The organism is Massilibacteroides sp. (assembly GCF_028705895.1).
Lineage (GTDB): Bacteria > Bacteroidota > Bacteroidia > Bacteroidales > Tannerellaceae > Massilibacteroides.
Map to the genome: position 1 here is coordinate 1 of NZ_JAQWCQ010000009.1, position 25848 is coordinate 25848.

General features: G+C 41.5%; 22 protein-coding genes. 15 read left to right on the forward strand and 7 right to left on the reverse strand.

What is annotated here, in order from left to right; all coding sequences use genetic code 11:
* The 9 genes from PHT93_RS03630 to gltA form a co-directional block, all read left to right on the forward strand.
* Nucleotides 1-1760, forward strand: a 1760-nt coding sequence (locus PHT93_RS03630) for a SusC/RagA family TonB-linked outer membrane protein (RefSeq protein WP_300239585.1), incomplete at its 5' end; no start/stop codon positions are given.
* A 15-nt stretch (nt 1761-1775) separates the two neighbouring features.
* Nucleotides 1776-3614, forward strand: a complete 1839-nt coding sequence (locus PHT93_RS03635; RefSeq protein ID WP_300239587.1) for a RagB/SusD family nutrient uptake outer membrane protein — start codon at nt 1776-1778, stop codon at nt 3612-3614.
* A gap of 114 nt (nt 3615-3728) precedes the next feature.
* On the forward strand, nt 3729-5714 hold the full coding sequence (locus tag PHT93_RS03640; RefSeq protein WP_300239590.1) for an FAD-dependent oxidoreductase: 1986 nt from the start codon (nt 3729-3731) through the stop codon (nt 5712-5714).
* Nucleotides 5715-5742: 28 nt separating this feature from the next.
* A complete protein-coding gene (locus PHT93_RS03645; protein ID WP_300239593.1) occupies nt 5743-8748 on the forward strand; it encodes an FAD-dependent oxidoreductase in 3006 nt (1001 codons plus the stop codon).
* Between the two features lie 24 nt (nt 8749-8772).
* A complete protein-coding gene (locus PHT93_RS03650; protein ID WP_300239596.1) occupies nt 8773-10638 on the forward strand; it encodes an FAD-dependent oxidoreductase in 1866 nt (621 codons plus the stop codon).
* A 98-nt stretch (nt 10639-10736) separates the two neighbouring features.
* Nucleotides 10737-11057 carry a hypothetical protein gene (locus PHT93_RS03655; RefSeq protein ID WP_300239598.1) on the forward strand — a complete coding sequence of 107 codons (321 nt, stop codon included), beginning with the start codon at nt 10737-10739 and terminating at the stop codon, nt 11055-11057.
* Between the two features lie 83 nt (nt 11058-11140).
* Nucleotides 11141-11524, forward strand: coding sequence for a co-chaperone GroES family protein (locus PHT93_RS03660; RefSeq protein ID WP_300239601.1), 384 nt, complete (start codon nt 11141-11143; stop codon nt 11522-11524).
* 42 nt (nt 11525-11566) lie between these two features.
* A complete protein-coding gene (locus PHT93_RS03665) occupies nt 11567-12361 on the forward strand; it encodes a sulfide/dihydroorotate dehydrogenase-like FAD/NAD-binding protein (RefSeq protein WP_300239604.1) in 795 nt (264 codons plus the stop codon).
* A gap of 10 nt (nt 12362-12371) precedes the next feature.
* Nucleotides 12372-13844, forward strand: a complete 1473-nt coding sequence (gene gltA / locus PHT93_RS03670; RefSeq protein ID WP_300239606.1) for an NADPH-dependent glutamate synthase — start codon at nt 12372-12374, stop codon at nt 13842-13844.
* A 77-nt stretch (nt 13845-13921) separates the two neighbouring features.
* Here gltA and PHT93_RS03675 read toward each other — a convergent pair whose 3' ends face one another.
* On the reverse strand, nt 13922-14299 hold the full coding sequence (locus tag PHT93_RS03675) for a helix-turn-helix domain-containing protein (RefSeq protein WP_300239609.1): 378 nt from the start codon (nt 14297-14299) through the stop codon (nt 13922-13924).
* A gap of 171 nt (nt 14300-14470) precedes the next feature.
* Between PHT93_RS03675 and PHT93_RS03680 the strand changes: the two genes are divergently transcribed.
* The gene (locus PHT93_RS03680; RefSeq protein WP_300239612.1) at nt 14471-14995 is read left to right on the forward strand and encodes an NAD(P)H-dependent oxidoreductase; all 525 of its coding nucleotides are present in this window, start codon (nt 14471-14473) and stop codon (nt 14993-14995) included.
* A 64-nt stretch (nt 14996-15059) separates the two neighbouring features.
* Here the strand turns inward: PHT93_RS03680 and PHT93_RS03685 are convergent, their stop codons facing one another.
* Nucleotides 15060-15524 (reverse strand): copper resistance protein NlpE, encoded by a 465-nt coding sequence (locus PHT93_RS03685; protein ID WP_300239615.1) that lies wholly within the window; start codon nt 15522-15524, stop codon nt 15060-15062.
* Nucleotides 15525-15682: 158 nt separating this feature from the next.
* On the opposite strand from PHT93_RS03685, the gene efp reads away from it, so the two are divergent.
* The 4 genes from efp to PHT93_RS03705 all read left to right on the forward strand — a co-directional run bounded on the left by efp (nt 15683) and on the right by PHT93_RS03705 (nt 18207).
* A complete protein-coding gene (efp, locus tag PHT93_RS03690) occupies nt 15683-16249 on the forward strand; it encodes an elongation factor P (RefSeq protein WP_300239617.1) in 567 nt (188 codons plus the stop codon).
* Nucleotides 16250-16328: 79 nt separating this feature from the next.
* Nucleotides 16329-17030: a DNA repair protein RadC gene (radC, locus tag PHT93_RS03695; RefSeq protein ID WP_300239619.1), complete on the forward strand. Its 702-nt coding sequence runs from the start codon at nt 16329-16331 to the stop codon at nt 17028-17030.
* Between the two features lie 71 nt (nt 17031-17101).
* Nucleotides 17102-17419, forward strand: a complete 318-nt coding sequence (locus PHT93_RS03700) for an iron-sulfur cluster assembly protein (protein ID WP_300239621.1) — start codon at nt 17102-17104, stop codon at nt 17417-17419.
* 17 nt (nt 17420-17436) lie between these two features.
* Entirely contained in the window at nt 17437-18207 is a 771-nt protein-coding gene (locus PHT93_RS03705; RefSeq protein WP_300239624.1) for a UDP-2,3-diacylglucosamine diphosphatase, read from the forward strand.
* Here the strand turns inward: PHT93_RS03705 and PHT93_RS03710 are convergent.
* From PHT93_RS03710 to folP, 5 genes are all read right to left on the reverse strand, one after another.
* Nucleotides 18197-20233 carry a M13 family metallopeptidase gene (locus PHT93_RS03710; protein ID WP_300239626.1) on the reverse strand — a complete coding sequence of 679 codons (2037 nt, stop codon included), beginning with the start codon at nt 20231-20233 and terminating at the stop codon, nt 18197-18199. The two genes, PHT93_RS03705 and PHT93_RS03710, sit on opposite strands and share 11 nt — an antisense overlap.
* Before the next feature lie 158 nt (nt 20234-20391).
* Nucleotides 20392-21597: an acetate kinase gene (locus tag PHT93_RS03715; RefSeq protein ID WP_300239628.1), complete on the reverse strand. Its 1206-nt coding sequence runs from the start codon at nt 21595-21597 to the stop codon at nt 20392-20394.
* A gap of 16 nt (nt 21598-21613) precedes the next feature.
* Nucleotides 21614-22630, reverse strand: a complete 1017-nt coding sequence (gene pta, locus PHT93_RS03720; RefSeq protein ID WP_300239631.1) for a phosphate acetyltransferase — start codon at nt 22628-22630, stop codon at nt 21614-21616.
* 128 nt (nt 22631-22758) lie between these two features.
* The gene (gene cdaA, locus PHT93_RS03725; protein WP_300239633.1) at nt 22759-23544 is read right to left on the reverse strand and encodes a diadenylate cyclase CdaA; all 786 of its coding nucleotides are present in this window, start codon (nt 23542-23544) and stop codon (nt 22759-22761) included.
* Between the two features lie 2 nt (nt 23545-23546).
* Nucleotides 23547-24389: a dihydropteroate synthase gene (gene folP / locus PHT93_RS03730; protein ID WP_300239635.1), complete on the reverse strand. Its 843-nt coding sequence runs from the start codon at nt 24387-24389 to the stop codon at nt 23547-23549.
* A gap of 102 nt (nt 24390-24491) precedes the next feature.
* Here folP and murF point away from each other — a divergent pair, with 102 nt between their 5' ends.
* Nucleotides 24492-25775 carry a UDP-N-acetylmuramoyl-tripeptide--D-alanyl-D-alanine ligase gene (gene murF, locus PHT93_RS03735; RefSeq protein WP_300239638.1) on the forward strand — a complete coding sequence of 428 codons (1284 nt, stop codon included), beginning with the start codon at nt 24492-24494 and terminating at the stop codon, nt 25773-25775.
* The last annotated feature ends 73 nt before the right edge of the window (nt 25776-25848 follow it).

Here is a 25848-nt window from a genome sequence, read left to right on the forward strand (position 1 = left end):
AAAACTATCGTGTGGGCGGAAAAATCCAGTTAGATCTTACTCCAATAGAAGGACTTACCTTCACGGCGATAGCATCTCCTCAGTTTACTTCTTACAAAGAAAAAGATCATAAAAAGAAATATGAAGTATATCGTATAACGGGTGATCTAACATCTGGTTCCGGTTATTCATCCACCAATCTTAGCGAAAAACGTAACGACACATACAGCTTGACTATGCAATTTTTCGCTAACTATAAGTTACAAGTGAAACGACACTCAATCGGACTTATGGCTGGCTATGAAGACTATACCTATAAATGGGAAAATTTAGGTGCATCACGCACAAATTACAGTTTGGACAATTTCCCTTATTTAGACTTGGGACCGCAGGACTACCAATATAACAACGGTAGTGCCGGGCATAATGCCTATCGCTCTATTTTTGGGCGGATCATGTATTCTTGGGCGGATCGTTATATGTTACAAGCAAATATCCGTTCCGATGGTTCATCACGTTTTGCAGACGGCCACCGTTGGGGAACTTTTCCTTCCGTAAGTGCCGGATGGATCATTTCGGAGGAGGATTGGTTTAACAAAAGTGTGATTAACTATATCAAACTTCGTGGATCAATCGGACAATTAGGTAATGAACGTATCGGATCAGAATTCCCTTATCAAGCCAAATTAAGCTTTGGAACCGGGTTTATTCCTAATGCATCTACCGGAGTATCAGACGTGGTCCAAACGGCCTATCAAACGGATTATGCGTTCAAGAATATCACTTGGGAAACTACCACTACTTACGGTGTCGGTGCAGATATAACCTTATTGAGCAACAGACTGAGCACTTCAGTTGACTACTATTATAAGAAGACAACCGACATGTTGATGGAAGTCGGATTCCCTTCTTATTTCGGCTACAATGCTCCACAGAATAATGCAGCTGACATGCATACGAAAGGTTGGGACTTTGAGCTCGCCTGGAGAGATCAGATTAACGATTTCCGCTATGGTGTTAGTTTTAACATATCTGATTATCGCTCAAGAATGGGGTATATGGCAGATCGTCAAAATATCGATGGCGCCAAGATTACAGAAGAAGGTTCGTATTTTAATGAATGGTATGGCTACAAAAATTTAGGAATTATTTTGAATGAAGCAGCTATGTTAGACAAGGACGGAAATAAAATCGCTGTTTTGACAAATAATGATAAAGCAGGGAATATACGTTACCAAGATATTGATGGCGATGGCAAAATTACAGCGTCTAATGATCGCGTACGTTTAGGAAACTCTTTACCGGAATTGCAATATGGAGGATCTCTTTGGGCAGAATGGAAAAACTTTGATTTCAATTTATCCTTTCAGGGCATCGGACATCAGCTTGTTTACTGGTCATGGCCAGGTACGCCATTCAATTATCAAGCGTATGCAAGCCCACTGAATCTGATCGAAAGCCATTGGAGTCCTACTGCTACGGATGCTGAGAATGCAAAAGCGAAATATCCCAAGTTGACAACCAACAATACGAATATTTATGCCAAGAGCGACTTTTATCTTTTCAATGGGGCCTACATGCGCATAAAGAATATTACGTTAGGTTACACGATCCCGTCTGATATAACGAAAAAGTTCTTAGTCAATAATTTAAGAGTTTATTTCAGCGCAAATGATTTACCGGCTTTCTCAAAGTACCCTTCAGGATATGACCCTGAATGGAATCGTAGTAGCGACTTGATAATGTCATCTTATATTTTTGGACTGAATGTTTCATTTTAATTAGAGAATCCTGTTATGAACAAAATAAGCAAATATTTATTTACCGGAATAGTGGCAATAAGCATAACCGGTTGTGCCGACCTCGACCTGAATCCACTTTCGGAAGGTGCGAGCGAGAATTGGTATAAAGATGAAACCGAAATTGAGATGTCATTAAATGACTTGTGGCGTCCGGACTTCTTTCCTATCGATGCAATTGATTGGGATGACGATTTGTTAAATCGTAATGGTTCTAATGAAATCACCTTAGGAACGGTTACTTCACAATGGGGGACTGCTTCAAGTCGCTGGACTTCGCTTTACAAGTCCATTGCACGTGCCACGAAAGTGATCCAGGCGTTAGACAATGGAACAGCAATAGGTGTAAGTGAAGAGAAAGTGAAACAGTATAAAGGTGAGGCCTATTTTATGATGGGGTTTGCTTACTCTGAGTTGGCAACTTATTATGGTGACTGCGTATTAAACAAGGGTATGTCTTTGGATGAGGCTTATGCGGCTGTCCGTTCGCCGAAAAATGAAGTGTTGGCTTATGCATATGAATGTTTAGACAAGGCAAGAGAATATCTGCCTTTATCTTATTCTACTCAACAACGCCCAACAAAAGGAGCTGCTCTTGGCTTCAAGGCTCGCTTTGCGCTCTTCCATGGTGACTGGCAGACAGCTATTGACGCAGCAGAAGAATGTATGAATTTAGGGGTATATAAACTGCACAACAATTATCGTGAAATGTTTATGGCAAATAGTTCTTCTGAATTTATGTTCTACTTCAAAGGGGATTTAACCCTGAAAAAAGGATATGGCTTTATGGAAAACGTAAGAAATTTTGTTATTCGTAAAGTCGGTGGACACTGTAACCAAGGACCATCTTTGGAGTTGCTTTGTTCATACACTTGCACAGACGGTTTGCCAATCGACAAATCTCCGTTATACAATCCGAAGGATCCTTTTGCTAACCGTGACCCACGTATGGCAATGACTATCCAGCCATTCAAAACGAAATACTCTACAGACTACGCGGAATATGAACAGTCAAAGATTGATAAAACTTTTCCTGAAAAATATCCGGATTATATTACCCTCGGTTATGAATATAACCCAAGTCCATATGCAAATCAAGTGTATGAGGAGTCAACAGACAAGATGGTAGTGAATAATGATTCAAAGGCCTCAAACCAACACTCTGCTTACCAAGGTTTGATTATCCGCAAATTTGTAAAAGATGATTGGAAGGATTTTAACAACTATGGTTTAGTTGCAGACAACTGCTATCCTTACCTACGCTATGCTGAGGTATTAATGACCTATATTGAGGCAAAAAATGAATTAGGACAATGTACACAAGAAGACTTGGATAAAAGCATCAATTTGATTCGTGAACGTGCTTACAGAGGTTCTGGTATTGATTATCCTCGCGTAGAAGTAGCTTCTCAAGAAGCTTTGCGCAAAATCATACGTATGGATCGGCGTTCGGAATTTGCATTTGAAGGCCTTCGTTATCGTGATTTGTTACGTTGGAAGATCGCTGAGAAGTCGCATAACAAGTCAATGTATTACCTATCACGTGCTTGGTCAGGTTCTGCCAGTTGGAATGGCCTAACAGGTAGTGAATCGAACATTGAATTATCTTCAGACTTCAGCAAATTATTGAAAAACTGGGACGATGGTAATTTCCCTATCGGCGGCATACCTACAATTGATGAAAATGGGTTACCGGATCTTTCTCCCATGGAGACAAACGGATATATTACTACTTTCTACAAGATGTCTTTTGACGCAACTAAAAATTACATGTGGCCGATTCCTGCTAATGATATTTTAGTCAATGACAATCTGACACAAAATGAAGGCTACTAATATTTACTAATTAACACTCACCCCAATTGTAATACATATTACCAGAAAGGGTTTCAAATTACAAATGAGGTGAGTGTCATTATTGGGATAAAAGGAACTAAATATTCATATGACATGAAACAAAAAATTATATCTCTATTTGTTCTTGCCATTATTCTTTGTAGTTGTACTAAAACAGAAGAGAACATCAGAGAGGTTGATATATGCGTGTACGGAGGTACAGCCTCTGGTGTAATTGCGGCCTACTCTGCTAAAAAGATGGGCAAAACTGTTCTTCTTGTTGAACCGGGAAAATATCTGGGAGGTATGACTACAGGAGGCTTGGGATATACAGATATTGGAAACAAATATGCTGTGACTGGGCTTGCTCGTTTATTTTATAGAAGAATGGGTGATCATTATGGAAAGCTGGAACAGTGGTCTTTTCCTCCAAGTGTTGCCACTAAAGAGATTCAGCGTTTTGTTGATGAAGGTCAAGTTGATGTACTTTACCTACATCGAATTATTAAGGCAGAAAAAGAGAATAAAACGATAAAAAGCATTTTATTGGAACATTCCAAAGATACAAAGTCTCCAACTATTAAAATAAAAGCAAAACAATTTATAGACTGTACGTATGAAGGTGATTTAATGGCTCACTCTGGCGTTTCATATTTTGTAGGAAGAGAGGCCAATGATGAATTTGATGAAACATTAAACGGTGTACAGCTTTTAGATCAACATCAGTTCCCTGATGGCGTTGATCCTTATAAGATAGAAGGAGACCAAAACAGTGGTTTATGTTGGGGAATAAGTGATGCAAAATTACTGCCGGATGGGAGTGCTGATAAGGCTATTCAAGCTTATAATTTTCGTTTATGCTTAACCAATAATCCCGAAAATCGAAGAGCTTTTGAGAAACCCGAATCCTATGATCCTGAAAAATATGAATTATTGGCTCGCGCAATCAAAAAAATGCCATTAAATATTAATCTATTTCTGTTGATTAACTGGAATATGCCAGAAGCAAAACACGACGTTAACAACCGTGGCCCTTTATCAACAGACTTGATCGGAATGAATTTCGACTATCCGGAAGGAGATTACGAAACAAGAGAACGTATATGGAATGAGCATATAGAATATACTAAAGGTCTTCTATATTTTCTCACCAATGACGAACGTGTCCCTGAAGAGTTGAAAAAACAAACAAAAGAATGGGGATGGGCAAAAGATGAATTTACGGATAATGATAATTTTCCTCATCAATTATACGTCAGAGAAGCAAGAAGATTAAACGGAGAATATGTGATGACTCAACATAATTGTCAGGGGAACGAGACGGTAGGCGATGGAGTTGGCATGGCTGCCTACGGAATGGATTCTCACAATTGTCAACGTCTTGTGGTTAACGGTATGGTAAAAAATGAAGGTGATGTTCAATATCATGGCTTTGCACCTTATCCGATTTCTTACAGGAGTATTATTCCTAAGAAAGAAGAATGTGTAAACTTAACTGTACCTGTTTGTGTATCATCCACTCATATTGCTTTTGGTTCTATTAGAATGGAACCGGTTTTTATGGTTTTAGGGCAGTCTGCCGCCGTTGCTGCCTCTATGGCAATTGACAATAATTCCAGTGTTCAGGAAATAGATGTTAATGTTTTAAGAAAACGATTGAAAGAAGACCCATATCTTGACGGTTCTACTCCGGAGATATTAGTAGATGATACAGATATTGATAAAATCAGACAAAGAGGAAGATGGACAAAGAAAATCGGCAGTAACTATAAAACAAGTTATATGTGGTCCGGCAATGAGAAGCAAGACGTTAGTTTTTCATTCATTCCAATAGTAAAAAAGAAAGGAAACTATTCTGTCTATTTTTATTGTACATCAATAGCAGAATCTGAACTTCCGGAAATGTTATCCATAGATATACAGCACATTAATGGGATAAATTCTGTATCTTTCAGTCCTAAAGCTGAACGAGGAGGATGGGTACGTTTAGGCACATTTGCTTTTGCTGAAGGAAAAACAACTATTTCTGTAAATGGGAATAAAACGAATGGGCCTGCATTGGCAGATGCTATTCTTTTAGTCCCGGAAACGACAAATTAACCTTATAAATAGACAAGAACTAATACTCATGGTAACGAGAAGAGACTTTATTAAGATTACTGCGGCGGGCGGAGCGTTGATGTCTGTCGGGAAAGCAACGGAAGCGCATGCTACAATTCGTAATTATATGCCTGATGATGGGGTGGTTATGGAAAAGGAACGGAGGATTCCTCTTTTTACCGAAACAGATGTGGTGGTAGTTGGTGGTAGTTCGCGGGCGGTGGCTGCGGCTGTTGCTGCAGCAAAAACCGGCAGTAAAGTTTTTCTTGTGGCCGGAATGTCTTATTTGGGAGATGATATTTGTGGCTCTTTCTTATATGATCAGCAGAAAGGAGAGGCTTTGGATGCTGTGTTGGCTAAAAAGATTTTTCTCGGGAAAAAGATGCCGACTCCCTTACAGGTGAAAACCGTTTTAGAGAATGAACTGATCGATAATGGGGTTGATTTCTTATATAGTAGTTATATAACGAATATTTTGGAAGATGATACAGGCATGCCGGCAGGTGTTGTTATTGTGAACCGTTCCGGCAGGCAGGCCATTCGTTGCAAGGCAATTATAGACGCAACGCATACGGCAATGGTCGCCGGCTTAGCAGGAGGTAACTTCAAGGGCTTTATTCCGGGTAATCAATATTTTAATTTTACGGTAGTCGGTAATGCACCAAAGGATGACAGGAGTATATTGAAAGCGGAAACATTAGCTGTTCCTTTCTCGGTCAATAATAAAAACTATGCGCTCACTCGCTATACCTTCAATCTGCAACTGAAGGATCAATCTTATGCTTCTTTGGCCGAGATCGAACAGGTGATCAGGGATAAGACCTGGGATGCCGATCAGGTGGACAGTTCGGACTTGCTGTGGTATATTCCCTCCCAGAGTATTGTTAGTCAGGGCGAAGCAAACAAGCAGCTTGGTTCGGTTTATCCTTTTCCGGAAAAGAATATACAGCCAAAAGGAATAGATAATCTATGGGTATTAGGCCCTTGTGCGGATTTTGACCGCGATAGTGTTTCTTCCTGTATGCGTCCTGTGAAGGCGATGTTTCTTGGAGAACGGTTGGGAGAAATTGTCGGTGAAAAGGCTAAAAAGATGGCCATAGCATCTTCTTTAAAAGTTAAAACAAACAAAGCAAATGGCTCAGGTTATGGTGAGGTAAAAGAATTGCTTCAGCCGCTTCGTCCGCTTATACATAAAAGCTATGTGGACTCTCCTACGGGAGCTTTGCCTGTTCTTGGTGATTACGATGTAGTGGTTCTTGGTGGTGGAACGGCCGGCGCTCCTGCGGGTATTTCGGCTGCGAAGCATGGCGCTAAAACATTAGCGCTTGAGTATCTTCATGGTTTTGGAGGGCTTGGAACGTTGGGCTTGATCGGTCGCTACTGGGATGGTTTCCGTGGAGGTTTTTCTGCGGAGGTGGATAAAGGAGTTCGTGATATTGCACCCGCAGATCATCCTCGTCAGCTGAAAGACTGGAAAGATGCGGCTCTGTCGGATTGGAAACAGGAGTGGTATCGCCGTGAGATACGTAAAGCCGGAGGTGAAATCTGGTTTGGCGTTATGGGATGTGGCGCACTTATTGAGGGGAATCAGGTGAAAGGTATTATTGTTACGACCCCTTTTGGTCGCGGCGTTATCAGATCCAAAGTGCTTATTGACAGTACCGGTAGTGCTGATATGGCTATTGCAGCCGGAGCCGCCTTTGAATACACCGGGAAAAAGACTATTGCCGTACAAGGTGCTGGTCTGGGAAAGATGGATCCGGGAGATTATTATGTGAATAACGACTGGGCATTTATTGATGATACGGATATCATGGATGTATCTCGTATTTATGTACAGGCCAAAACAAAACTGGCAGGTCATTACGATCTGGTGAAACTTCCCCAGACAAGAGAACGAAGAAGGGTTGTAGGTGAATACACTGTTTCGGTTTACGATGTGATCAATAAGCGTCGTTATCCGGATACGATATCTTATCATCAAAGCTCGTTTGATACCCACGGAATGATTGTTGATCCGTATTTTATCCTTAGTCCGCCGATGGAGAGACATTCCATCTATAATGCGGATGTCCCTTTACGTAGTTTACTTCCTAAGGGACTGGAAGGTATTCTTGTGACAGGATTAGGAGCCAGTGCGCACAGAGATGCTATGCCGGTGATACGTATGCAGTCCTGTTTGCAGAATCAAGGTTATGCTGTTGGTTATCTCGCGGCAACTTGTTGTAAGGAAAATAAGTCTTTACGTAAGGTTGACATCAAAAAGATACAGCGCCATTTAGTTCAGGTTGGCAATCTCCCCGATCGTGTACTCTCGGATAAAGCATTTAAAGGATACAGTAAAAAAGAAATACGAGAAGCGGCAATTGGTGTGGTGAATGAATATAAAGGATTAGAGATACTTCTCTGTGACCCCGCCCAATCGCTTGTTGAACTCAAAAAACAAATAGCTGTCACCTCTGATTTCGAGACAAAAGTAATCTACGCCAGCATCTTATGTATTCTTGGTAATAGTGAGTATGCCAATATCCTTTCGGAAAAACTCAGTCGGAGCAAAGGATGGGACAAAGGATGGCATTATACCGGAATGGGACAATTCGGTATGAGTATGAGCCGGCAGGATGCTTTATTAACAGCCTTAGGTTATTCGCGCAACTCCGATCAATACGATATCGTTAAGGAAAAGGCACTAACGCTTGTTCCTGAAGATTATTTATCTCATTTCCGGGCTATTTCTATGGCTTCGGAATTGATAAAAAGCAAAGAGGCTGTCCCTGTTCTTGTCCAATTACTCACGACTCCGGGTATTCGTTATAATGTTATTGATTCGTACAAAACAGCAAGAACCTATACTGTGCCTGGGACGAACGATGTGAGCACACGTAATAAATCACTGAAAGAGTTACATCTTGCCCGTGCATTGTATTTGTGTGGTGATAAAGACGGTATCGGAGAACAAATTCTGACTCAATATGCAAATGGACTGGAAGGTCATTATGCCCGTTACGCTTACGAAGTGTTAACTAATAAATAAATAAACATCCAAAAGAACCATAGTATGAGAACACGATATGTCCTTTTTCCCTTGTTATTTATTTGTCTGAACTGTTTTGCACAAAAAAGTTATGATCTGGTTATTATTGGTGGTAATCCCGGAGGGATTATGGCGGCTATATCGGCTGCCCGGATGGGGAAAACATCGGTAATTCTGGAACGTACAGCATATATCGGGGGATTACCTGCGAATGGTCTGGGTGCGACAGATATTGCAACGAGAGCAGCTACAACCGGGTTGTTCCGTGAATTCGTGGACAGAATAAAACAACATTACATCGACACATATGGAGAAAACGCTGAACAAGTAAAGGTTTGTAGTGATGGTTATCATTTTGAGCCGTCTGTGGGGGCAAAAGTTTTCGATGAGATGCTGGGAGAGTATAAAGACAAGATTACGGTTTTGACTATGCGCCAGTTTGATGCAGATGAAGGGAATATCCGCATAGATAATGATCGCATACAAGCGATTCGCGTTCTCAATAGAACGAGTGGAGAGCAGGAAGAATATCGTGGAAGTGTTTTTCTGGATGCTACCTATGAGGGTGATCTTGGTGCGGCTGCGGGAATCCCTTTTCGTGTGGGACGAGAAGGGAAGAGCGAGTTTAACGAACCAGGAGCCGGACGGGTTTATAAGTATTGGGCAGGAAAGGAAGGAAGCGGCAGTACGTTTGATGCGGACAATGCTGTTCAGGCATATAACTATCGCCTCTGTCTGACTAATAATCCGAAAAACAGAGTTGACATTACTAAACCTAAAAATTATAATCGAGAAGAGTATGCATATATGATTGAGGATGTCTGGACAGGTAATCATACGCAATGGCAGATGGAGACTGTTACACCCGAAATGATGGAGGAGAACCGGAAACACATCAAGGCGGGTAATCCGACAAAAATACCCGGTGATGTATGGGGTATTGCTAAAATCACAAATATCGTGCATGTGCCCAATAAAAAGACGGATGCCAATAACCAGCATGCTACATTTTTGTCAACCGACTTACCCGAAGAAAACTGGGCATGGCCTACCTCTTCCTGGGAATGGCGCGATAAGTTTGCACAACGCCTCAGAGAATATATTGAAGGACTATTCTGGTTTGCACAAAACGACTCTGAATTGCCGTCTCATTTCCGCAAGGCGGCAAAAGAATGGGGATTGGCAAAAGATGAATATACCGACAACGGCAACTTTCCCCGTCAGGTTTACGTACGCGAAGGACGACGCTTTGAAGGTCTTTATTTCTTTACGGCAAACGATGCCTTACCGGTCACAACAGGAGCTCGGCCTCCTATTCATGCTTCCAGCATAACAGCAAGTCATTACGCGCTCGATTCTCATGCGGTACGAAAAAGAGAAAAAGGGCGAGTGCATTTAGACGGGTTCCTGAGTTATCCGTCCGCTGTTTATACCGTTCCCTATGGTGTAATCGTTCCGAAAGAGATTGATAATTTATTATTGCCCGTACCTGTATCCGGTTCGCATATCGGTTTTTCTACGCTAAGAATGGAACCTTGCTGGATGGCTTTGGGAGAAGCCGCGGGAATAGCTTCGGCAATAGCGATAGACAAAGAAGTAAAAATGAGAAATGTGCCCATTGAGGACTTACAGGAACAGTTGATAAGTCAGAAAGCAACTCTTTATTATTTCAAAGATGTAGAATATACCCATCCGGATTTCAAAATGGTAGAGGTGCTTGGTCTTAAAGGTTATCTGCCCGAATGGGAAGCACGCTTACAAGACCCGGTTGACAAAGAAACCTTGTCTCAATGGAAACGCCTCAGCAACCTGAAATTGGAAGAAGTTGAAGTTAATAAAACAACAAGATCTGCCGTTTTACGTATGATCTATCAAAAAACAGCAGAGTAAATCTGCTTTCGGATCACTAAAAAGCATATTATTCCTGCGCAATTCATTGATTAAGAAGAAAAATAGTTATTTTTGTTCTTATATAAGGATATTAGTGCATGAGAATATTGTTTGTCATAACGCTTTCCTTGCTGTTAGGTGCAAGTATTCCGGTTGAAATTTACTCAATCGGCCGGACTGAAATATCCTTTCCTCAAAAGCAAAATCCAAAGCCTGATGTAGAAATTTCTTTTGTAGATAACAGGCTGAAAGTGACTAATGCGACTATCGGAAGTAAGCTCGAAGTTTACAGTGTAGTTGGCGTGAAGGTACTTGAGATTGAGATAAAATACCCCTCGGGTGACTACTCCGTTAATCTTTCCAAAGGTTATTATATTGTGCGTCTTGGAGAGACTGTCCGTAAAATAGTGATTCGCTGATCAGTCTTTGTTGCCTTGTGAAAGATGCATAATTCGCTCTTTTTCGCTAAGTTTGCGGAACTAAAATTACTAATATCATTTATATGCAATTATCCATAGACCAAAAGGATATAGATAAGTTTCTTATGATCGGGGATAAGGTCTTGATCCGCCCGAAAAATCCAAATAGCCAGACGAAGTCGGGGTTATATCTACCACCAACCGTGCAACAGGGTGAAAAGATTCAATGTGGTTATATCATCAAAACCGGTCCCGGTTATCCTCTGCCCTCGCAGACGGAGGAAGAAGAAGTGTGGAAAAAGAAAAATGAAGAAGTCCACTATTTACCCCTTCAGGCGCACGAAGGAGATCTGGCTGTTTATCTACAAAATGCAGCTTATGAAATTAACTTTAACGAAGAAACATTCCTGATAGTTCCCCATTCTGCTATATTAATGCTGGTGAGGGATGAAGGATTGTTTGAATAAGGTGTGAAATAATAATTAGTACGAAAGATAGGAGCGATTGGAATGAATAAGATTGTAAAAAAAGAACATTTCTCGGCAAATGTAGTAAAGTTGGTCGTTGAAGCGCCACTTATTGCCCGTGCAAGGAAAGCGGGTCACTTTGTGATCGTGAAGGTGGGAGAGAAAGGGGAACGTATTCCCTTGACGATAGCCGGGGCTGATGTACAAAAAGGAACAATTGATCTGGTGATTCAAGGTGTCGGTGCTTCTTCAAAGAAGATATGTGCTTTAAATGAAGGAGATTATATCACAGACTTAGTAGGCCCGTTAGGTCAGGCAATGCATATTGAAAAAGTAGGAACGGTAGTTTGCGCTGGTGGTGGTGTAGGTGTTGCTCCTTTGTTGCCTATTGTGGAAGCGTTTCACAAAGCGGGAAATCGTGTGATTGTAGTGTTGGCTGCCCGTACTAAAGATTTAGTGATTCTCGAAGAGCAGATGAAAGCAAACTCGGATGAAGTAATTGTTATGACGGACGATGGCTCTTATGGGAATAAGGGTTTGGTTACGAATGGGGTGGAAAGCGTTATTAACCGTGAGAAGGTTGATCTGTGTGTAACAATCGGACCGGCGATTATGATGAAGTTCGTTGCTGCACTTACGAAAAAATATAATGTACCTACATTAGCTTCTTTGAATACGATCATGGTGGACGGAACGGGAATGTGCGGTGCGTGTCGTATTACGGTGGGCGGACAAACGAAGTTTGTTTGCGTAGATGGTCCTGAATTTGACGCTCATCAGGTAGATTTCGATGAAATGCTGATGCGCTTAGGAGCATATAAAGAACTGGAAAAATAAAAAGAGCCTTATGACACAAGAAGAGATAATAGCTGCGCGTCGCGCAGAATCGTGGAGAGACGAACTTCGCAGAAGCAAAAAAGCAAAAGAACGCATGGATTTAGTCCGTGTGAAAATGAATGAATTAGATGGCGAATACCGCAGCCATAATAATGAAGAAGTGAATCTTGGTCTGACGAAGGAACAAGCCATGTTGGAGGCTCAACGTTGTTTAGATTGCGCTAACCCTACTTGTATGACGGGCTGTCCGGTCAGTATCAATATCCCGACCTTCATAAAATATATTGAAAAGGGAGATATCCTGGCGGCTGCCAGAACGTTGAAAGAGACAAGTGCACTTCCGGCTGTCTGCGGACGTGTTTGTCCGCAGGAGAAACAGTGTGAAAAGCATTGCATCTATACACAAAAGATGAAGAAAGAGGCCGTTGCCATCGGCTATCTGGAACGTTTTGCTGCAGATTATGAACGGGAGAGCGGAAACATTTCTGTGCCCGATATCGACACCAAGAACGGAATTAAAGTAGCCGTTATCGGCTCAGGCCCTGCAGGATTATCTTTTGCGGGTGATATGGCAAAAAGAGGTTTTGACGTAACCGTATTCGAAGCATTACACGAGATAGGCGGTGTATTGAAATACGGTATTCCCGAATTTCGTTTACCGAATAAGATCGTTGACGTAGAAATTGATAGTCTCCGTAAAATGGGTGTTGCATTCATAACGAACTGTATTGTCGGGAAAACAATCAGTTATGACGATCTTCATGCAGATGGCTTTAAAGGAATCTTTGTAGCCAGTGGTGCCGGATTACCTAATTTCATGAATATTCCGGGAGAAAATCTGGTAGGAGTAATGTCTTCCAATGAATATCTGACGCGTGTAAATCTGATGGATGCTGCTAATCCGGAAAGTGATACACCTGTTTTAATCGGGAAAAAAGTGGCCGTAATCGGTGGAGGTAATACAGCGATGGACTCTGTTCGTACGGCCAGACGTTTAGGTGCCGAACGTGCAATGATCGTTTACCGTAGAAGCGAAGAAGAAATGCCTGCCCGTCTGGAAGAAGTTAAGCATGCAAAAGAAGAAGGTGTTGAATTCCTTACATTACATAATCCGATCGAATACTTAGGAAACGAGCAGGGACGGGTAAAACAAATGCGGCTTCAGAAGATGGAACTCGGAGAGCCGGATGCTTCAGGAAGAAGGAGCCCTATACCTATTGAAGGAGCTATCGACACGATAGATGTAGATGAAGTAATCGTCAGTGTGGGGGTTTCTCCCAATCCACTTATTCCGCGTGCCTTTGGCGGTCTGGAGGTTACCCGTAAAGGAACAATCGTTGTAAGTGAAGACAGCATGCGTTCAGCTTTAGCTGATGTTTATGCCGGAGGCGATATTGTCCGCGGAGGAGCTACCGTAATCCTTGCCATGGGAGACGGACGCAAAGCAGCGGCAGCAATGGCAGAGAATTTATTGAAAGAATAATCCCTCTATACAAAAAAAGATTTACACCTACCTTAAAATCAATTTAGAGGTAGGTGTAAATTCATTTAGACCTACCTCTATTCCCAAGTAGTCTTTATCTGTTGTCTGTGATGCATGATTTGCTCCATATTTTCCAATGCCCACGACGAAAGTTGGTTGATATGCGGCAGCAGACTTTGTCCGAGTTCTGTCAGTTCGTATTCTACGCGGGGCGGTATTTCAGGATAAAGCGTACGTTCCACTAAACCATCAGACACAAGAGAACGCAAAGTTGTTGTCAGCATCTTCTGAGAAATATTCCCCAACGACCGACTGATTTCATTAAATCTTAGCCTTTCACCCTCGCCCAATAATAAAATAACCAAGACCGACCATTTATCTCCAATCCTGGAAAGAATGCAACGCACCGGGCAATGTTCTGCATTTGAATATTTTTTCAATAATTCTTCATTCATAACTCTCTAATAATGACTATTTCTAACTTTTCAGTAACCTGCTTACCGTTTGTTAACCTCTTGTACATCTAAAATAATATTTCGTACTTTGGTTTACAAAAGTAACTAACATGTTGTTTGTTTACTAATTTTTATTCAAAAAAACAGTATTAATAAAGAGTTGTATCAGATATGAAAACGATTATTATTTTAGCTCACCCTAACATTGAGAGTTCCGTTGTAAATAAAAAATGGATTGACGCATTAGCAAAATCTAACCCTGAAGTAACAGTTCATAATTTGTATCAAACGTATCCTGACTGGAAAATAAATGTTGACGCAGAGCAACAACTATTAGCGCAACATGACCGTATTATTTTTGAATATCCGGTTTATTGGTTTAATATGCCACCGCTATTAAAGAAATGGTTCGATGAGGTTTTGACCTACGGATGGGCTTACGGCCCTAAATACAGTTTAGAAGGAAAAGAGTTTGGTGTTGCCATATCAACCGGTGGTGTAGAGGATGCCTATAAAGCAGGGGGAGCAGACTCCTACCCTATCACTACGTTTATCTCTCAGATTGAAGCAAGTGCAAAATATTTGCATGCAAATTATCATTCTTACCATGTATTTCATGGGGCACTTTCATCTGATGCCACAGAACGCTTGGAAGAAAACGCAAAGGCCTTTGTTAAATTTGTAACAGCCGTTTAGGAAACATATAATAGCCGTTCAGAAAATCCAATCCGAACGGCTATTATCAGCTAAAATAACGTTGTTAGTCTTGTTCTTTTTTAAGGATATATTTATCGGCTAAATTACCCGTAATTCTTTCTCCTTCCATATCTAATTGGAAAAGTTGGTTTTCACCGACAAAGTATTTGTTCGGAGCATCCGCAACACCAACTAATTCGATCGTATTGCCGGCTTCATTCCATGAGTACGTACCTGATTCTTCAAAGAAGGGCGAATTCTCTTTCCCCAGATATCTCGTCTTCTTAGTAAACTGATCTTCTGTTTCTATAACCAATATTGTCTCTATTCCTTCGCAATCACCGCAGGGTAATATGCCTTTATATGTACCCACGTAATCAAGAGAATTTTGGGCATTATGACCATCAGGAACGGGGGCAACTTCTGTTGCAGGAGGCGTTGTGGCGTTTGTGTCATCGGCTTGTTTTGCCTTTTGTCCACAACTAACGAAAATCAATATAAATGCAAAAAGGCTGATTTTTTTTAGCATAACTTCTTCTTTTTATTTGTATAAATGTTGAATTGAAACATCCAAATATATGAAATAAATACAAACTCAAAACGGATAACGTGTTGTAACTTTGGGCAGAATGTCTTACTTTTGTCCTCAATAAAAAAATATAAATATAAATCACAACAAAAATACTTATGGCAACAACTGCTGATTTTAGGAATGGTATGTGTCTTGATATTGATGGTACTTACTATTTCATTGTTGAATTTCTTCATGTAAAACCGGGTAAAGGACCTGCTTTTGTACGTACGAAATTAAGAAATGTGACTACCGGACGTATCTTGGACAAGACATGGAACTCGGGAGTTAAGGTAGAAGAAGTTCGTATTGAACGTCGTCCGTATCAATATCTGTATAAGGATGATATGGGGTATAATTTTATGCACCCTGAAACATTCGAACAGATTTCAATCCCGGGAGAAACCATTGAAGGTGTTCAGTTTCTGAAAGAAGGGGATGCAGTTGAAGCGATGGTACATGCTGCAACGGAAACGGTATTGACTTGTGAACTTCCTGCTCATGTGGTTTTGCAAGTTACCTATACAGAACCGGGTATTAAAGGAGATACGGCAACAAATGCAACAAAGCCGGCTACGGTAGAAACGGGTGCAGAAGTACGCGTTCCTTTATTTATTAATGAAGGAGAAAAAATTGAAATCGATACGCGTGACGGTTCATATATCGGACGTGTTCGCGACTAATTTATAGCATAAAAAAACAACAAAACTCCTGTTCGGCTTTTCGGACAGGAGTTTTTTATAACCAACAACCTGACTTCCTATGAATAATGAGACACTATCCATTAAAGAATGGGCAGAGGAAGACCGCCCGCGAGAGAAAATGCTACTCAAAGGCCTGCCCTCACTCAGTGATGCCGAATTGATTGCAATCCTGATCGGATCGGGGAATAAGAATGAAACGGCCGTCCAACTTGCCCAACGTATCCTACTTTCTGTAAATAACAACCTGAATGCACTGGGGAAACGTTCTGTTAAAGAACTGATTTCAGGTTTTAAAGGAATTGGCGAAGCAAAAGCAATCACGATTTGTGCTGCTCTGGAATTGGGAAGACGAAGGGCAAAGACGGAACCCGAGGTTAGGGATATAATCAGAAGCAGTCGCGATGGGTATCAGTTATTCTATTCTTTACTCTGCGACTTACCACACGAAGAACTCTGGGTAGCTTTGTTGAACAGGAGCGGAAAAGTGGTTGAGAAAACCCGTATCAGTCAGGGGGGTATATCAGAAACAACGGCCGATTTACGTATTATTCTGAAAGCTGCTGTGACAAATCTGGCTTCGGGCATTATCCTTTGTCATAACCATCCGTCAGGAGCATTACAACCAAGCAATCTGGATGATGCACTTACCCGCCGGCTTGCTTCTTCAGCCAAATTGCTTGATATTCGTCTTTTAGACCATCTTATTATTACCGACAGCGGCTATTATAGCTATGCCGACGAAGGTCGCATTGAGGAATAAACATTTTCCGTTTTTCGTGGGTTTATTGTATGTAAACTATTTATTTATCTTTGCATATAAAAGAAAACAATATGGAAAATGAATTCCTTCAAACCGAAGAAGCTATCGTAGCGATGCTTAAAACGGTATATGACCCGGAGATTCCGGTAAATGTCTATGATCTCGGTCTTATATATTATGTGGATGTGGACAAGGATAAGAATGTCCGTATCGAAATGACACTGACCGCGCCTAACTGTCCTGCCGCTGATTTTATTGTGGAAGACGTACGCATGAAAGTTGAGTCGGTAGATGGGGTAAGATCTGTGGAAATCAACTTAGTATTTGAACCCGAATGGGATAAAGACATGATGTCCGAAGAGGCAAAATTAGAGTTAGGTTTCCTCTAAGAGGCTAGTTGTTGACCATGGAAAAACAAAGAACAAAGATCTACTTCGCCTCGGATGCGCATTTAGGCGCTCGTTTTCATAAAGATCCTTTAGCCGTTGAGCAGCGGTTGACTCGTTGGCTTGAATCCATCCGCCAGGATGCGGCAGCCATTTATTTTCTCGGGGATATGTTTGACTACTGGTACGAATATAAATATGTCGTGCCAAAGGGGTTTGTTCGTTTCCTCGGCAAAGTGGCCGAACTGGCTGATGAAGGAGTAGAAATCCATTTTTTTATCGGGAATCACGATATCTGGATGTTCGACTATTTGGAAAAAGAAATCGGCGCGACTATCCATAGGGATGTGCTAACGGTTGATTTACTGGGAAAGAGGTTCTTTCTCGGACATGGTGATGAAGTGGATTACAGAAAACGTAGCTTTCGTCTTATTCGTGCCGTGTTCCGTAATAAATTCTGCCAGTGGCTTTATGGAGGTATTCATCCGAGGTGGACGTTCGGCTTTGCATTAGGTTGGTCGCACAGTAGTCGCAAAAGCGGTCTGCAAAACGAATACGCTACAAAATATCAAGGTGAGGATTCCGAATACCTTGTTCTTTTTGCCAAGGATTATCTGAAAATTCACCCAGATATTAATTTCTTTATTTTCGGCCATCGGCATATCATGCTTGACCTGATGCTCTCACGCACCTCCCGCCTGCTGATCGCAGGCGATTGGATGCAATATTTCTCCTATATCGTTTGGGATGGTGAGAACTTGTCCCTCGAACAATTCGAGGTTACCAGATAACGACACGTTCTGCCGGATCAAGGAACATCGGATCAGATGCTTTGATGCCGAACGCGTCGTAGAATGTTTCGATGTTCCGAAGAGCTGCATTTACTCTCCATTTACCCAAAGAGTGAACATCAATCTTCGTCAACCGAAGGATTTCTTCATCACGTATATTCTGTCCCCATAAGGTAGCATAGCCAAGATAAAACCGTTGATCGTTGGTAAAACCATCAATAGGAGCAGGCGTTTCTTTTCCCTTCAGAGAGTTCTGGTATGCCTGATAAGAGACAAGAAGACCACCATGGTCAGCAATATTCTCGCCTAAAGTATAACGTCCGTTAGCATGAACGGTATCCAGAACAAGGATATTGTCATACTGTTTTACTAATACGTCTGCACGCTCTGTAAAACGTTCAGCATCTTCTGCCGTCCACCAGTCGGTCAGATTCCCCTCTTTATCATAATTCCGTCCTTGATCGTCAAAACCGTGCGTCATTTCATGTCCGATCACCACACCGATAGCGCCATAATTCACAGCATCATCCGCATCCGCGTTAAAGAAAGGAGGTTGCAAGATCGCCGCCGGGAAACAAATTTCGTTAGTCGTCGGATTATAATACGCATTTACCGTTTGCGGACTCATATGCCAACGCGTTCTATCTACCGGTTTATTAATATCAGCCAATTGATACTCCATATCGAAGATCGAAGAACGACACACATTAGTCCAATAAGAATCCGGTTGGATATCCAAACCGCTATAATCACGCCATTTGTCAGGATAACCTATTTTCACAGCAAAAGAAGCTAATTTTTCTTCTGCCTTCGCTTTTGTTTCGTCTCCCATCCAGGTCAGCTCACGGATTCGTTCGCCTAAAGCCTGTTGCAGGTTATTCACTAAAGTCAGCATTTTTTCTTTCGAAGAAGCCGGGAAATATTTGGTTACATACATCTGCCCTACTGCTTCACCCAAAGAACCGTTCACTGTATTCAATGCCCGCTTCCAACGCGGCTGTTGTTCTTGTTTTCCGGAAAGCGTCTTTCCATAAAAATCGAACGATGCAGCCACAAAATCATCACTCAGATACGGAGCGGCAGCATTCAATAAATTATAACTCAAATAATACTTCTGTTCCTCAAGCGTTTGATTCTTGAACACCTTATCAAGATTGACAAAGAAATTCAATTGCTTAGGATCCAGATCGGTTACATCCTTCACTCCTAAACCTGCAAAGAAAGCATCCCAATTCATCCAGCCTGCTTTGCTTTTAAAATCAGCGTAGGACATTTTATTATAGTTCTTCTGAGAATCGCGTAAAGCCTCACGGGTATAAGATACTTCCGCAATACCTGTTTCCGTTTTCATAACGGCCTCAGTTGCAGCAGTAGCTTGTTCTGCACTAAAGCCGGCTAAAGTGAACAACTTATTAATATAGACCTTATACGCGTCACGAATACTTTCCATATTGGCATCAGCTTGAAGGTAATAATCCCGATCGCCCAAGCCTAATCCTGCCTGATAGAGCTGAATAATATTCATGGAACTATTCTTCTCATCAGCAGAAACAAAGAATGCAAAATAGGGATAAGCACCTTCCCTCTGTAAGGTGGCGATCATAGAAGCAACACCATCAGTATTTTCGATTGCGGATATAGCGTCCAATTGTTCTTTAACCGGAGTAGCTCCTTCCGAGTTCAGTTTTACGCTGTCCAGCCCAAGAGCATATAACGTAGCGATCTTATCACCGATACTTCCCTTTTCGTGCTGAGTGGAACTGAGCTCTTCTATCAAATCACGTAATTGTGTCTGATTGTCTTCACGAAGTTGATCAAATGTCCCAAAGCGGGCATATTCGGGTTTCAACGGATTGTTCTTAATCCAACCTCCGCATGCATATTGATAAAAATCCTCACCCGCAGTAACTGTGGTATCCATATTAGCCGGATTAAAGGCTAAAACTTTCGTCTCTTTTTGTGGGGAAGAACAACCGGCCAAAGCGACAACGCTTGCAGCCAAAAGTGGTAACATTTTATTATTCATTATTCTACTTACTTTAAAGTTCTATTATTGAGATGTAAAATTAATATATTTTTAACTCCTTTTGGAAATGAGCATGATAAAATAAGGGCGGATCCAAACGATGTCAGAGCCGCCCCGGAATCTAATCCTTTAGTGTAAGCTGTGAGGATTAGTAACAATTATTGTTCATTGGTCAGTATTTCCATTGTGTCAGACGCAATCATAAACTCCTCATCTGTCGGAACGACCATGACGGTCACTTTGCTGTCTGGTGCGCTGATAACCATTTCCTGGCCGCGCATTTTATCATTCTTTGCTTCATCAAGTTTGATTCCCATGTATTCCATGTTGCGGCAAACTTCAGCTCGTGTACTCCATTGATTCTCTCCTACTCCACCGGTGAACACTAAAATATCCACTCCGCCAAGTGCTGCGGCATAAGCTCCGATATATTTTTTGATGCGGTAATTATATACCTGAAGAGCAAGGATTGCCTTTTTATCTCCTTCGGCAACGGCTGTTTCAATCTCACGCATATCAGAAGAAATGCCTGAAAGGCCAAATACCCCACTTTGCTTATTGATCAGGTCGGACAAACCTTTTGCATCAAGTCCTTCCTTATCCATAATAAAAGAAAGAGCACCGGCATCCACGTCTCCACAACGTGTTCCCATCAACAGTCCTTCAACCGGAGTAAGTCCCATAGAAGTATCTACACTTTTTCCGTCTTTGATCGCTGTGATCGAACCCCCATTACCGATATGAGCCGTAATAATACGTTGTTTCTCGTAAGGCACACCTAATACGTCACAGGCTCTTTTGGAAACATACCTGTGACTTGTTCCGTGGAATCCGTAACGGCGTATTCCGTATTTCTTATAAAGAGAATAAGGCAAACCGTACATATAAGCATAATCAGGCATAGTCTGGTGGAAGGCGGTATCAAACACCCCTACCTGACGGATACCCGGAATCAACGTACTCATAGCACGTATTCCTTTTAGATTCGGGGGATTATGCAGAGGAGCCAGGTCAATACATTCTACCATCTTGGCAATTACATCGTCTGTAATTTCCACACTGCTGTTGAATTCTTCTGCTCCGTGTACTACACGATGTCCAACAGCCCCGATTTCATCGTATGATTTGATGCAACCATATTTTTCGTCCGTCAGAATGCTAAGGATAAACTGAATTGCCGCATTGTGTTCAGGCAATTCTTTTTCCATGACTATCTTTTTATCGTCCGGCAATGTGAATTTGAGGAATGATCCTGGTAACCCGAGTTTCTCAACTCCTCCCTGAGCCATCACCTCCTGTTTTTCCATGTCAAACAACTTATATTTGACAGATGAACTTCCACAGTTCAATACCAAAATTTTCATTTCTTTCTTTTTATGATTACTTATTAATTGCCTTTGCTCCGATCGCCTGGTTTACCGTAATTGCGACCATATTATAAATGTCGTCAGCAGAACAACCTCTTGAAAGATCATTTACGGGAGCAGCCATTCCCTGAAGAATAGGCCCTACGGCTAATGCATTTCCCAAACGTTCTACTAATTTATAGGCAATATTACCAACTTCAAGAGTCGGGAAAACCAACACATTTGCGTGACCGGCAATTTCACTGCCCGGAGCTTTCTTTTGTCCGACAGCAGGAACAAGCGCAGCATCTGCCTGCAACTCTCCGTCTATTTTCAATTCCGGAGCCATCTCTTTAGCAATGCGGGTAGCTTCGACTACTTTATCTACCATTTCGTGAGAGGCACTGCCTTTTGTTGAGAAACTCAACATGGCTACGCGTGGCTCTACACCTACAATATTTTTCGTTGTGCTTGCTGTCGATATGGCTATCTGTGCAAGTTCCGGAGCTGTAGGATTCGGCATAACAGCGCAGTCAGCAACGACTACAATGCCATCTTCGCCATATATTTTATTCTGAGTAAAAAGCAAAAAGGCTCCTGATACGCAACTGATACCGGGGGCTGTTTTGATAATCTGCAACGCGGGACGAAGCACATCTCCTGTCGTATTTTCTGCACCGGCTATTTCTCCGTCAGCATCACCGGCTTTAATAATCAGACAAGCAAGATATAGCGGATTCTCTACAAGAGAAGCTGCTTTTTCCGGAGTCATTCCTTTTTTCTCACGTAGTTTCAGCAGTATATCTGCATATTCCTGTTTCTTTTCATGAGATTTAGGATCAATCAAAGTTGCCTTTGAAATATTAGACAACTTTAATTCATTGGCTTTTTTCCTGATCTCGGCAGGATCACCGATTAGAATAATTGTGGCAATTTCATCAGCAAGCAGACGGTCGGCTGCTTTTAACGTACGCTCTTCCAACCCTTCCGGCAGAACAATACGTTGTTTGTTTGATTTTGCACGGGCGAAGACATCTTGCATTAAGTCCATAACAAGGAGATTATTTTATATTATTTTAGATTTTTTGCGTTGACGCCCACAAAAATACACAATAATGCAATATGGAGTTTGCAAAATGAGGCATACTTTTACACCTCTACTTGCCAGATTTAGAATATTTAACAGTAGTTCTTCACTTCTCTTTCACCCGTAAGAATTTGTTGTAAATCTTCAACACTTACACCAATCTCAATCTTTCCGTTATGAGCTATGGAAATCTTCCCTCTTTCTTCGGAAACAACAATAACAAGAGCATCCGTTTCCGTAGATAGTCCTAAGGCTGAGCGATGTCTTAATCCGAAATCTTTGGGAATATCCATTCGCTGGGCAACAGGCAGAATACATCCTGCCGCACGAATCTGATTACCGGCAATTATCATTGCACCGTCATGAAGCGGACTATTCTTAAAGAATACATTTTCAATAAGGCGGGCATTAGGGTCTGCGTTAAACATCTCACCGGTATGTATGTACATGGACAAATCCATGGCTTGTTGTATAGCAATCAGGGCTCCGGTTTTTTTCTTTGCCATGTTCATGCAAGCTAACACAACAGGAGCTACGTATTTCTTTTCATTTTGAGCCGGAGAATTATCGGGGGTAAACAATTTGGTAAGGAATTGCCAACGTCTATGCGAGCCGAGCATAACTAAAAAGCGTCGTATTTCATCTTGAAAAAGCACCACAAGTACTATAAAACCAAAACTTACGATCTTGTCCATTATAGCACCGAGCAGTCTCATTTCCAGAATCTGAGAAACGACAATCCAAAGAACAATAAATGATACGACTCCGCTGAAGATAGAGATGGCTCCGGAGTTCTTCATCAATTTGTAAGTTTGGTATAAGAGGAAAGCGACAAGCGCTACGTCAATCAGGTCTTTTATGCCAAAGTGCATCCACATAATCAAAGTGCATTAGTATATTTTGAAACAAGACGAACAGCCTCATGGGCTGCTCTCACATCATGTACACGGAGTATATCTGCTCCGTTCATCAAGGCGATTGTGTTTAATACGGTCGTACCATTAAGACTTTCTTCCGGAGTAGTTTCCAGAAATTTATAAATCATGCTTTTCCGCGATATTCCCACAAGAAGAGGCAATTCCAGCAACGAGAAATCGTTTAAATGATGCATCAACCGATAGTTCTGATCTAAAGTCTTGCTGAATCCGAATCCGGGATCTAAAATAACATCATTCACGCCGGCAAGATGTAGCTGTCTGACTTTTTCTGCAAAATAGATCAGCATTTCACCAATCAGATCGTCGTATTTCGTCTGCTGTTGCATGGTTTGCGGCGTACCTCTCATATGCATCAGGACATAGGGAACTTGCAACTGGGCAATAATATCAAACATGTTTTCATCTAACTGTCCTCCTGAAATGTCATTGATTATGGAGACACCATATTCTTCAACACTACGACGTGCTATTCCGGACCGGAACGTATCCACAGAAATAATAGCGTCGGGATAATGCCGGTTTAATATAGTAAGAGCAACGGACAATCGCCTCATCTCTTCTTCTTCATCAACAAGCAACGCGTCCGGACGCGAAGAGTAGCCTCCGATATCGATTATTGCTCCTCCCTCGGAGAGTATCGTTTGTATTCTTTCTTCAATCTCTTTTTCGGTCTCTTTCCGACTTCCTGAAAAGAATGAGTCTGGGGTAACATTTAGAATCCCCATAATTACAGGCTTATCTATAGGTGTGATAACACCCTTAATATTGAGAGACTTATAATTCATTAAACCGATGATTGATAAACTAACTATTACAAAAGTACGTAATTATTATAATATGCTTTACATTTGCCCTTAATTAATAACATCAACATAGATAACCCCTTTATGACTATTCCTGAATTATACCAATTGTTTATTCATCATCCGCAAATAACTACTGATAGCAGAAACTGTCCGAAAGGTTCTTTGTTTTTCGCTTTGCGAGGCGACAAATTCGATGGGAACAACTATGCAGAGCAAGCGTTGTCTATTGGTGCCGCTTATGCGGTAATTGATAATCCGGAATCTTATTCCGGAGAACGGACTATTCTGGTGGAAGACAGTCTTAAGACCTTACAACAATTAGCTCATCATCATCGGAAGGTACTTGGAATACCGGTAATCGGCATCACGGGAACAAACGGAAAGACGACAACGAAAGAGTTGATAGCAACCGTGCTTTCGTCTAAGTTCAACCTGCTTTATACCGAAGGGAATCTGAATAACCAGATTGGTGTGCCGCTTACTTTACTGAAACTTAACCATGATCACGAATTAGCCGTTATTGAAATGGGCGCAAGTCATCCGGGCGATATCGCCGAACTGGCCGCGATTGCGATGCCTAATTACGGTATTATAACGAACATCGGGCATGCTCATCTGGAGGGATTTGGTTCAATAGAAGGTGTTACTAAAACCAAAGGCGAATTATATGATTTCCTGCGCAAAATAAAAGGGATCATCTTCATAAATAAAGACGACAAACGATTGCAGGACATTGCGAAGGGGTTAGAGCAGGTGACATACGGAGAGGACGAAACGTCTTTTGCATCGGGACATGTTGTAGATAATACCCCGTTTCTTGTTTTCAACTGGAAACAGCAAGGGAAAATACATACGGTTGAAACGCACCTCATCGGAGAATACAATTTAGACAATCTCCTGGCGGCAGTTGCAGTGGGACGGTATTTTAAAATTCCGGCAGAACGGATAAGTCGTGCGATTACAGCTTACGAACCAACGAATAAACGTTCTCAGTTACTCAACACGGATCACAACACATTAATTGTTGATGCATACAACGCGAATCCGAGCAGTATGAAAGCTGCATTGGAGAACTTCAATGCACTTAAAGTAAGCCCTAAAGCCATAATATTGGGAGATATGTTTGAACTTGGAGAGACATCATTAGCAGAACATGCAGGCATTGTAGATTTAATAAAAACCGGCAAGTATGACAAAGTTTTTCTCTGTGGTGATCATTTTGCTCAGACAGGAAAGACTTACCAAACCTTCCCGACGACCAACGAACTGCTCACTTATTTGAAAGAGAACCCTTTAACAGGCTATCATATCCTTATTAAAGGATCTCGTGGCATGGCATTAGAAAAAGCCATATCTGTATTATAAAACACCCATCGGCAGGATTAAACAGTCACTGATTCAGCTCCGTTAACCGGCATTTTTTCTTTGTTGAAAATCA

What these genes read in the sequence shown, in the direction of transcription:
- PHT93_RS03700 (WP_300239621.1), top strand. Translation starts at nt 17,102, where the DNA reads ATGGAAAATGAATTCCTTCAAACCGAAGAAGCTATCGTAGCGATGCTT.
- PHT93_RS03645 (WP_300239593.1), top strand. Translation starts at nt 5,743, where the DNA reads ATGGTAACGAGAAGAGACTTTATTAAGATTACTGCGGCGGGCGGAGCG.
- PHT93_RS03710 (WP_300239626.1), bottom strand. Translation starts at nt 20,233, where the DNA reads ATGAATAATAAAATGTTACCACTTTTGGCTGCAAGCGTTGTCGCTTTG.
- efp (WP_300239617.1), top strand. Translation starts at nt 15,683, where the DNA reads ATGGCAACAACTGCTGATTTTAGGAATGGTATGTGTCTTGATATTGAT.
- PHT93_RS03635 (WP_300239587.1), top strand. Translation starts at nt 1,776, where the DNA reads ATGAACAAAATAAGCAAATATTTATTTACCGGAATAGTGGCAATAAGC.
- PHT93_RS03665 (WP_300239604.1), top strand. Translation starts at nt 11,567, where the DNA reads ATGAATAAGATTGTAAAAAAAGAACATTTCTCGGCAAATGTAGTAAAG.
- radC (WP_300239619.1), top strand. Translation starts at nt 16,329, where the DNA reads ATGAATAATGAGACACTATCCATTAAAGAATGGGCAGAGGAAGACCGC.
- PHT93_RS03705 (WP_300239624.1), top strand. Translation starts at nt 17,437, where the DNA reads ATGGAAAAACAAAGAACAAAGATCTACTTCGCCTCGGATGCGCATTTA.
- cdaA (WP_300239633.1), bottom strand. Translation starts at nt 23,544, where the DNA reads ATGTGGATGCACTTTGGCATAAAAGACCTGATTGACGTAGCGCTTGTC.
- gltA (WP_300239606.1), top strand. Translation starts at nt 12,372, where the DNA reads ATGACACAAGAAGAGATAATAGCTGCGCGTCGCGCAGAATCGTGGAGA.
- PHT93_RS03640 (WP_300239590.1), top strand. Translation starts at nt 3,729, where the DNA reads ATGAAACAAAAAATTATATCTCTATTTGTTCTTGCCATTATTCTTTGT.
- PHT93_RS03715 (WP_300239628.1), bottom strand. Translation starts at nt 21,597, where the DNA reads ATGAAAATTTTGGTATTGAACTGTGGAAGTTCATCTGTCAAATATAAG.
- PHT93_RS03660 (WP_300239601.1), top strand. Translation starts at nt 11,141, where the DNA reads ATGCAATTATCCATAGACCAAAAGGATATAGATAAGTTTCTTATGATC.
- PHT93_RS03680 (WP_300239612.1), top strand. Translation starts at nt 14,471, where the DNA reads ATGAAAACGATTATTATTTTAGCTCACCCTAACATTGAGAGTTCCGTT.
- PHT93_RS03685 (WP_300239615.1), bottom strand. Translation starts at nt 15,524, where the DNA reads ATGCTAAAAAAAATCAGCCTTTTTGCATTTATATTGATTTTCGTTAGT.
- PHT93_RS03650 (WP_300239596.1), top strand. Translation starts at nt 8,773, where the DNA reads ATGAGAACACGATATGTCCTTTTTCCCTTGTTATTTATTTGTCTGAAC.
- murF (WP_300239638.1), top strand. Translation starts at nt 24,492, where the DNA reads ATGACTATTCCTGAATTATACCAATTGTTTATTCATCATCCGCAAATA.
- PHT93_RS03675 (WP_300239609.1), bottom strand. Translation starts at nt 14,299, where the DNA reads ATGAATGAAGAATTATTGAAAAAATATTCAAATGCAGAACATTGCCCG.
- pta (WP_300239631.1), bottom strand. Translation starts at nt 22,630, where the DNA reads ATGGACTTAATGCAAGATGTCTTCGCCCGTGCAAAATCAAACAAACAA.
- folP (WP_300239635.1), bottom strand. Translation starts at nt 24,389, where the DNA reads ATGAATTATAAGTCTCTCAATATTAAGGGTGTTATCACACCTATAGAT.
- PHT93_RS03655 (WP_300239598.1), top strand. Translation starts at nt 10,737, where the DNA reads ATGAGAATATTGTTTGTCATAACGCTTTCCTTGCTGTTAGGTGCAAGT.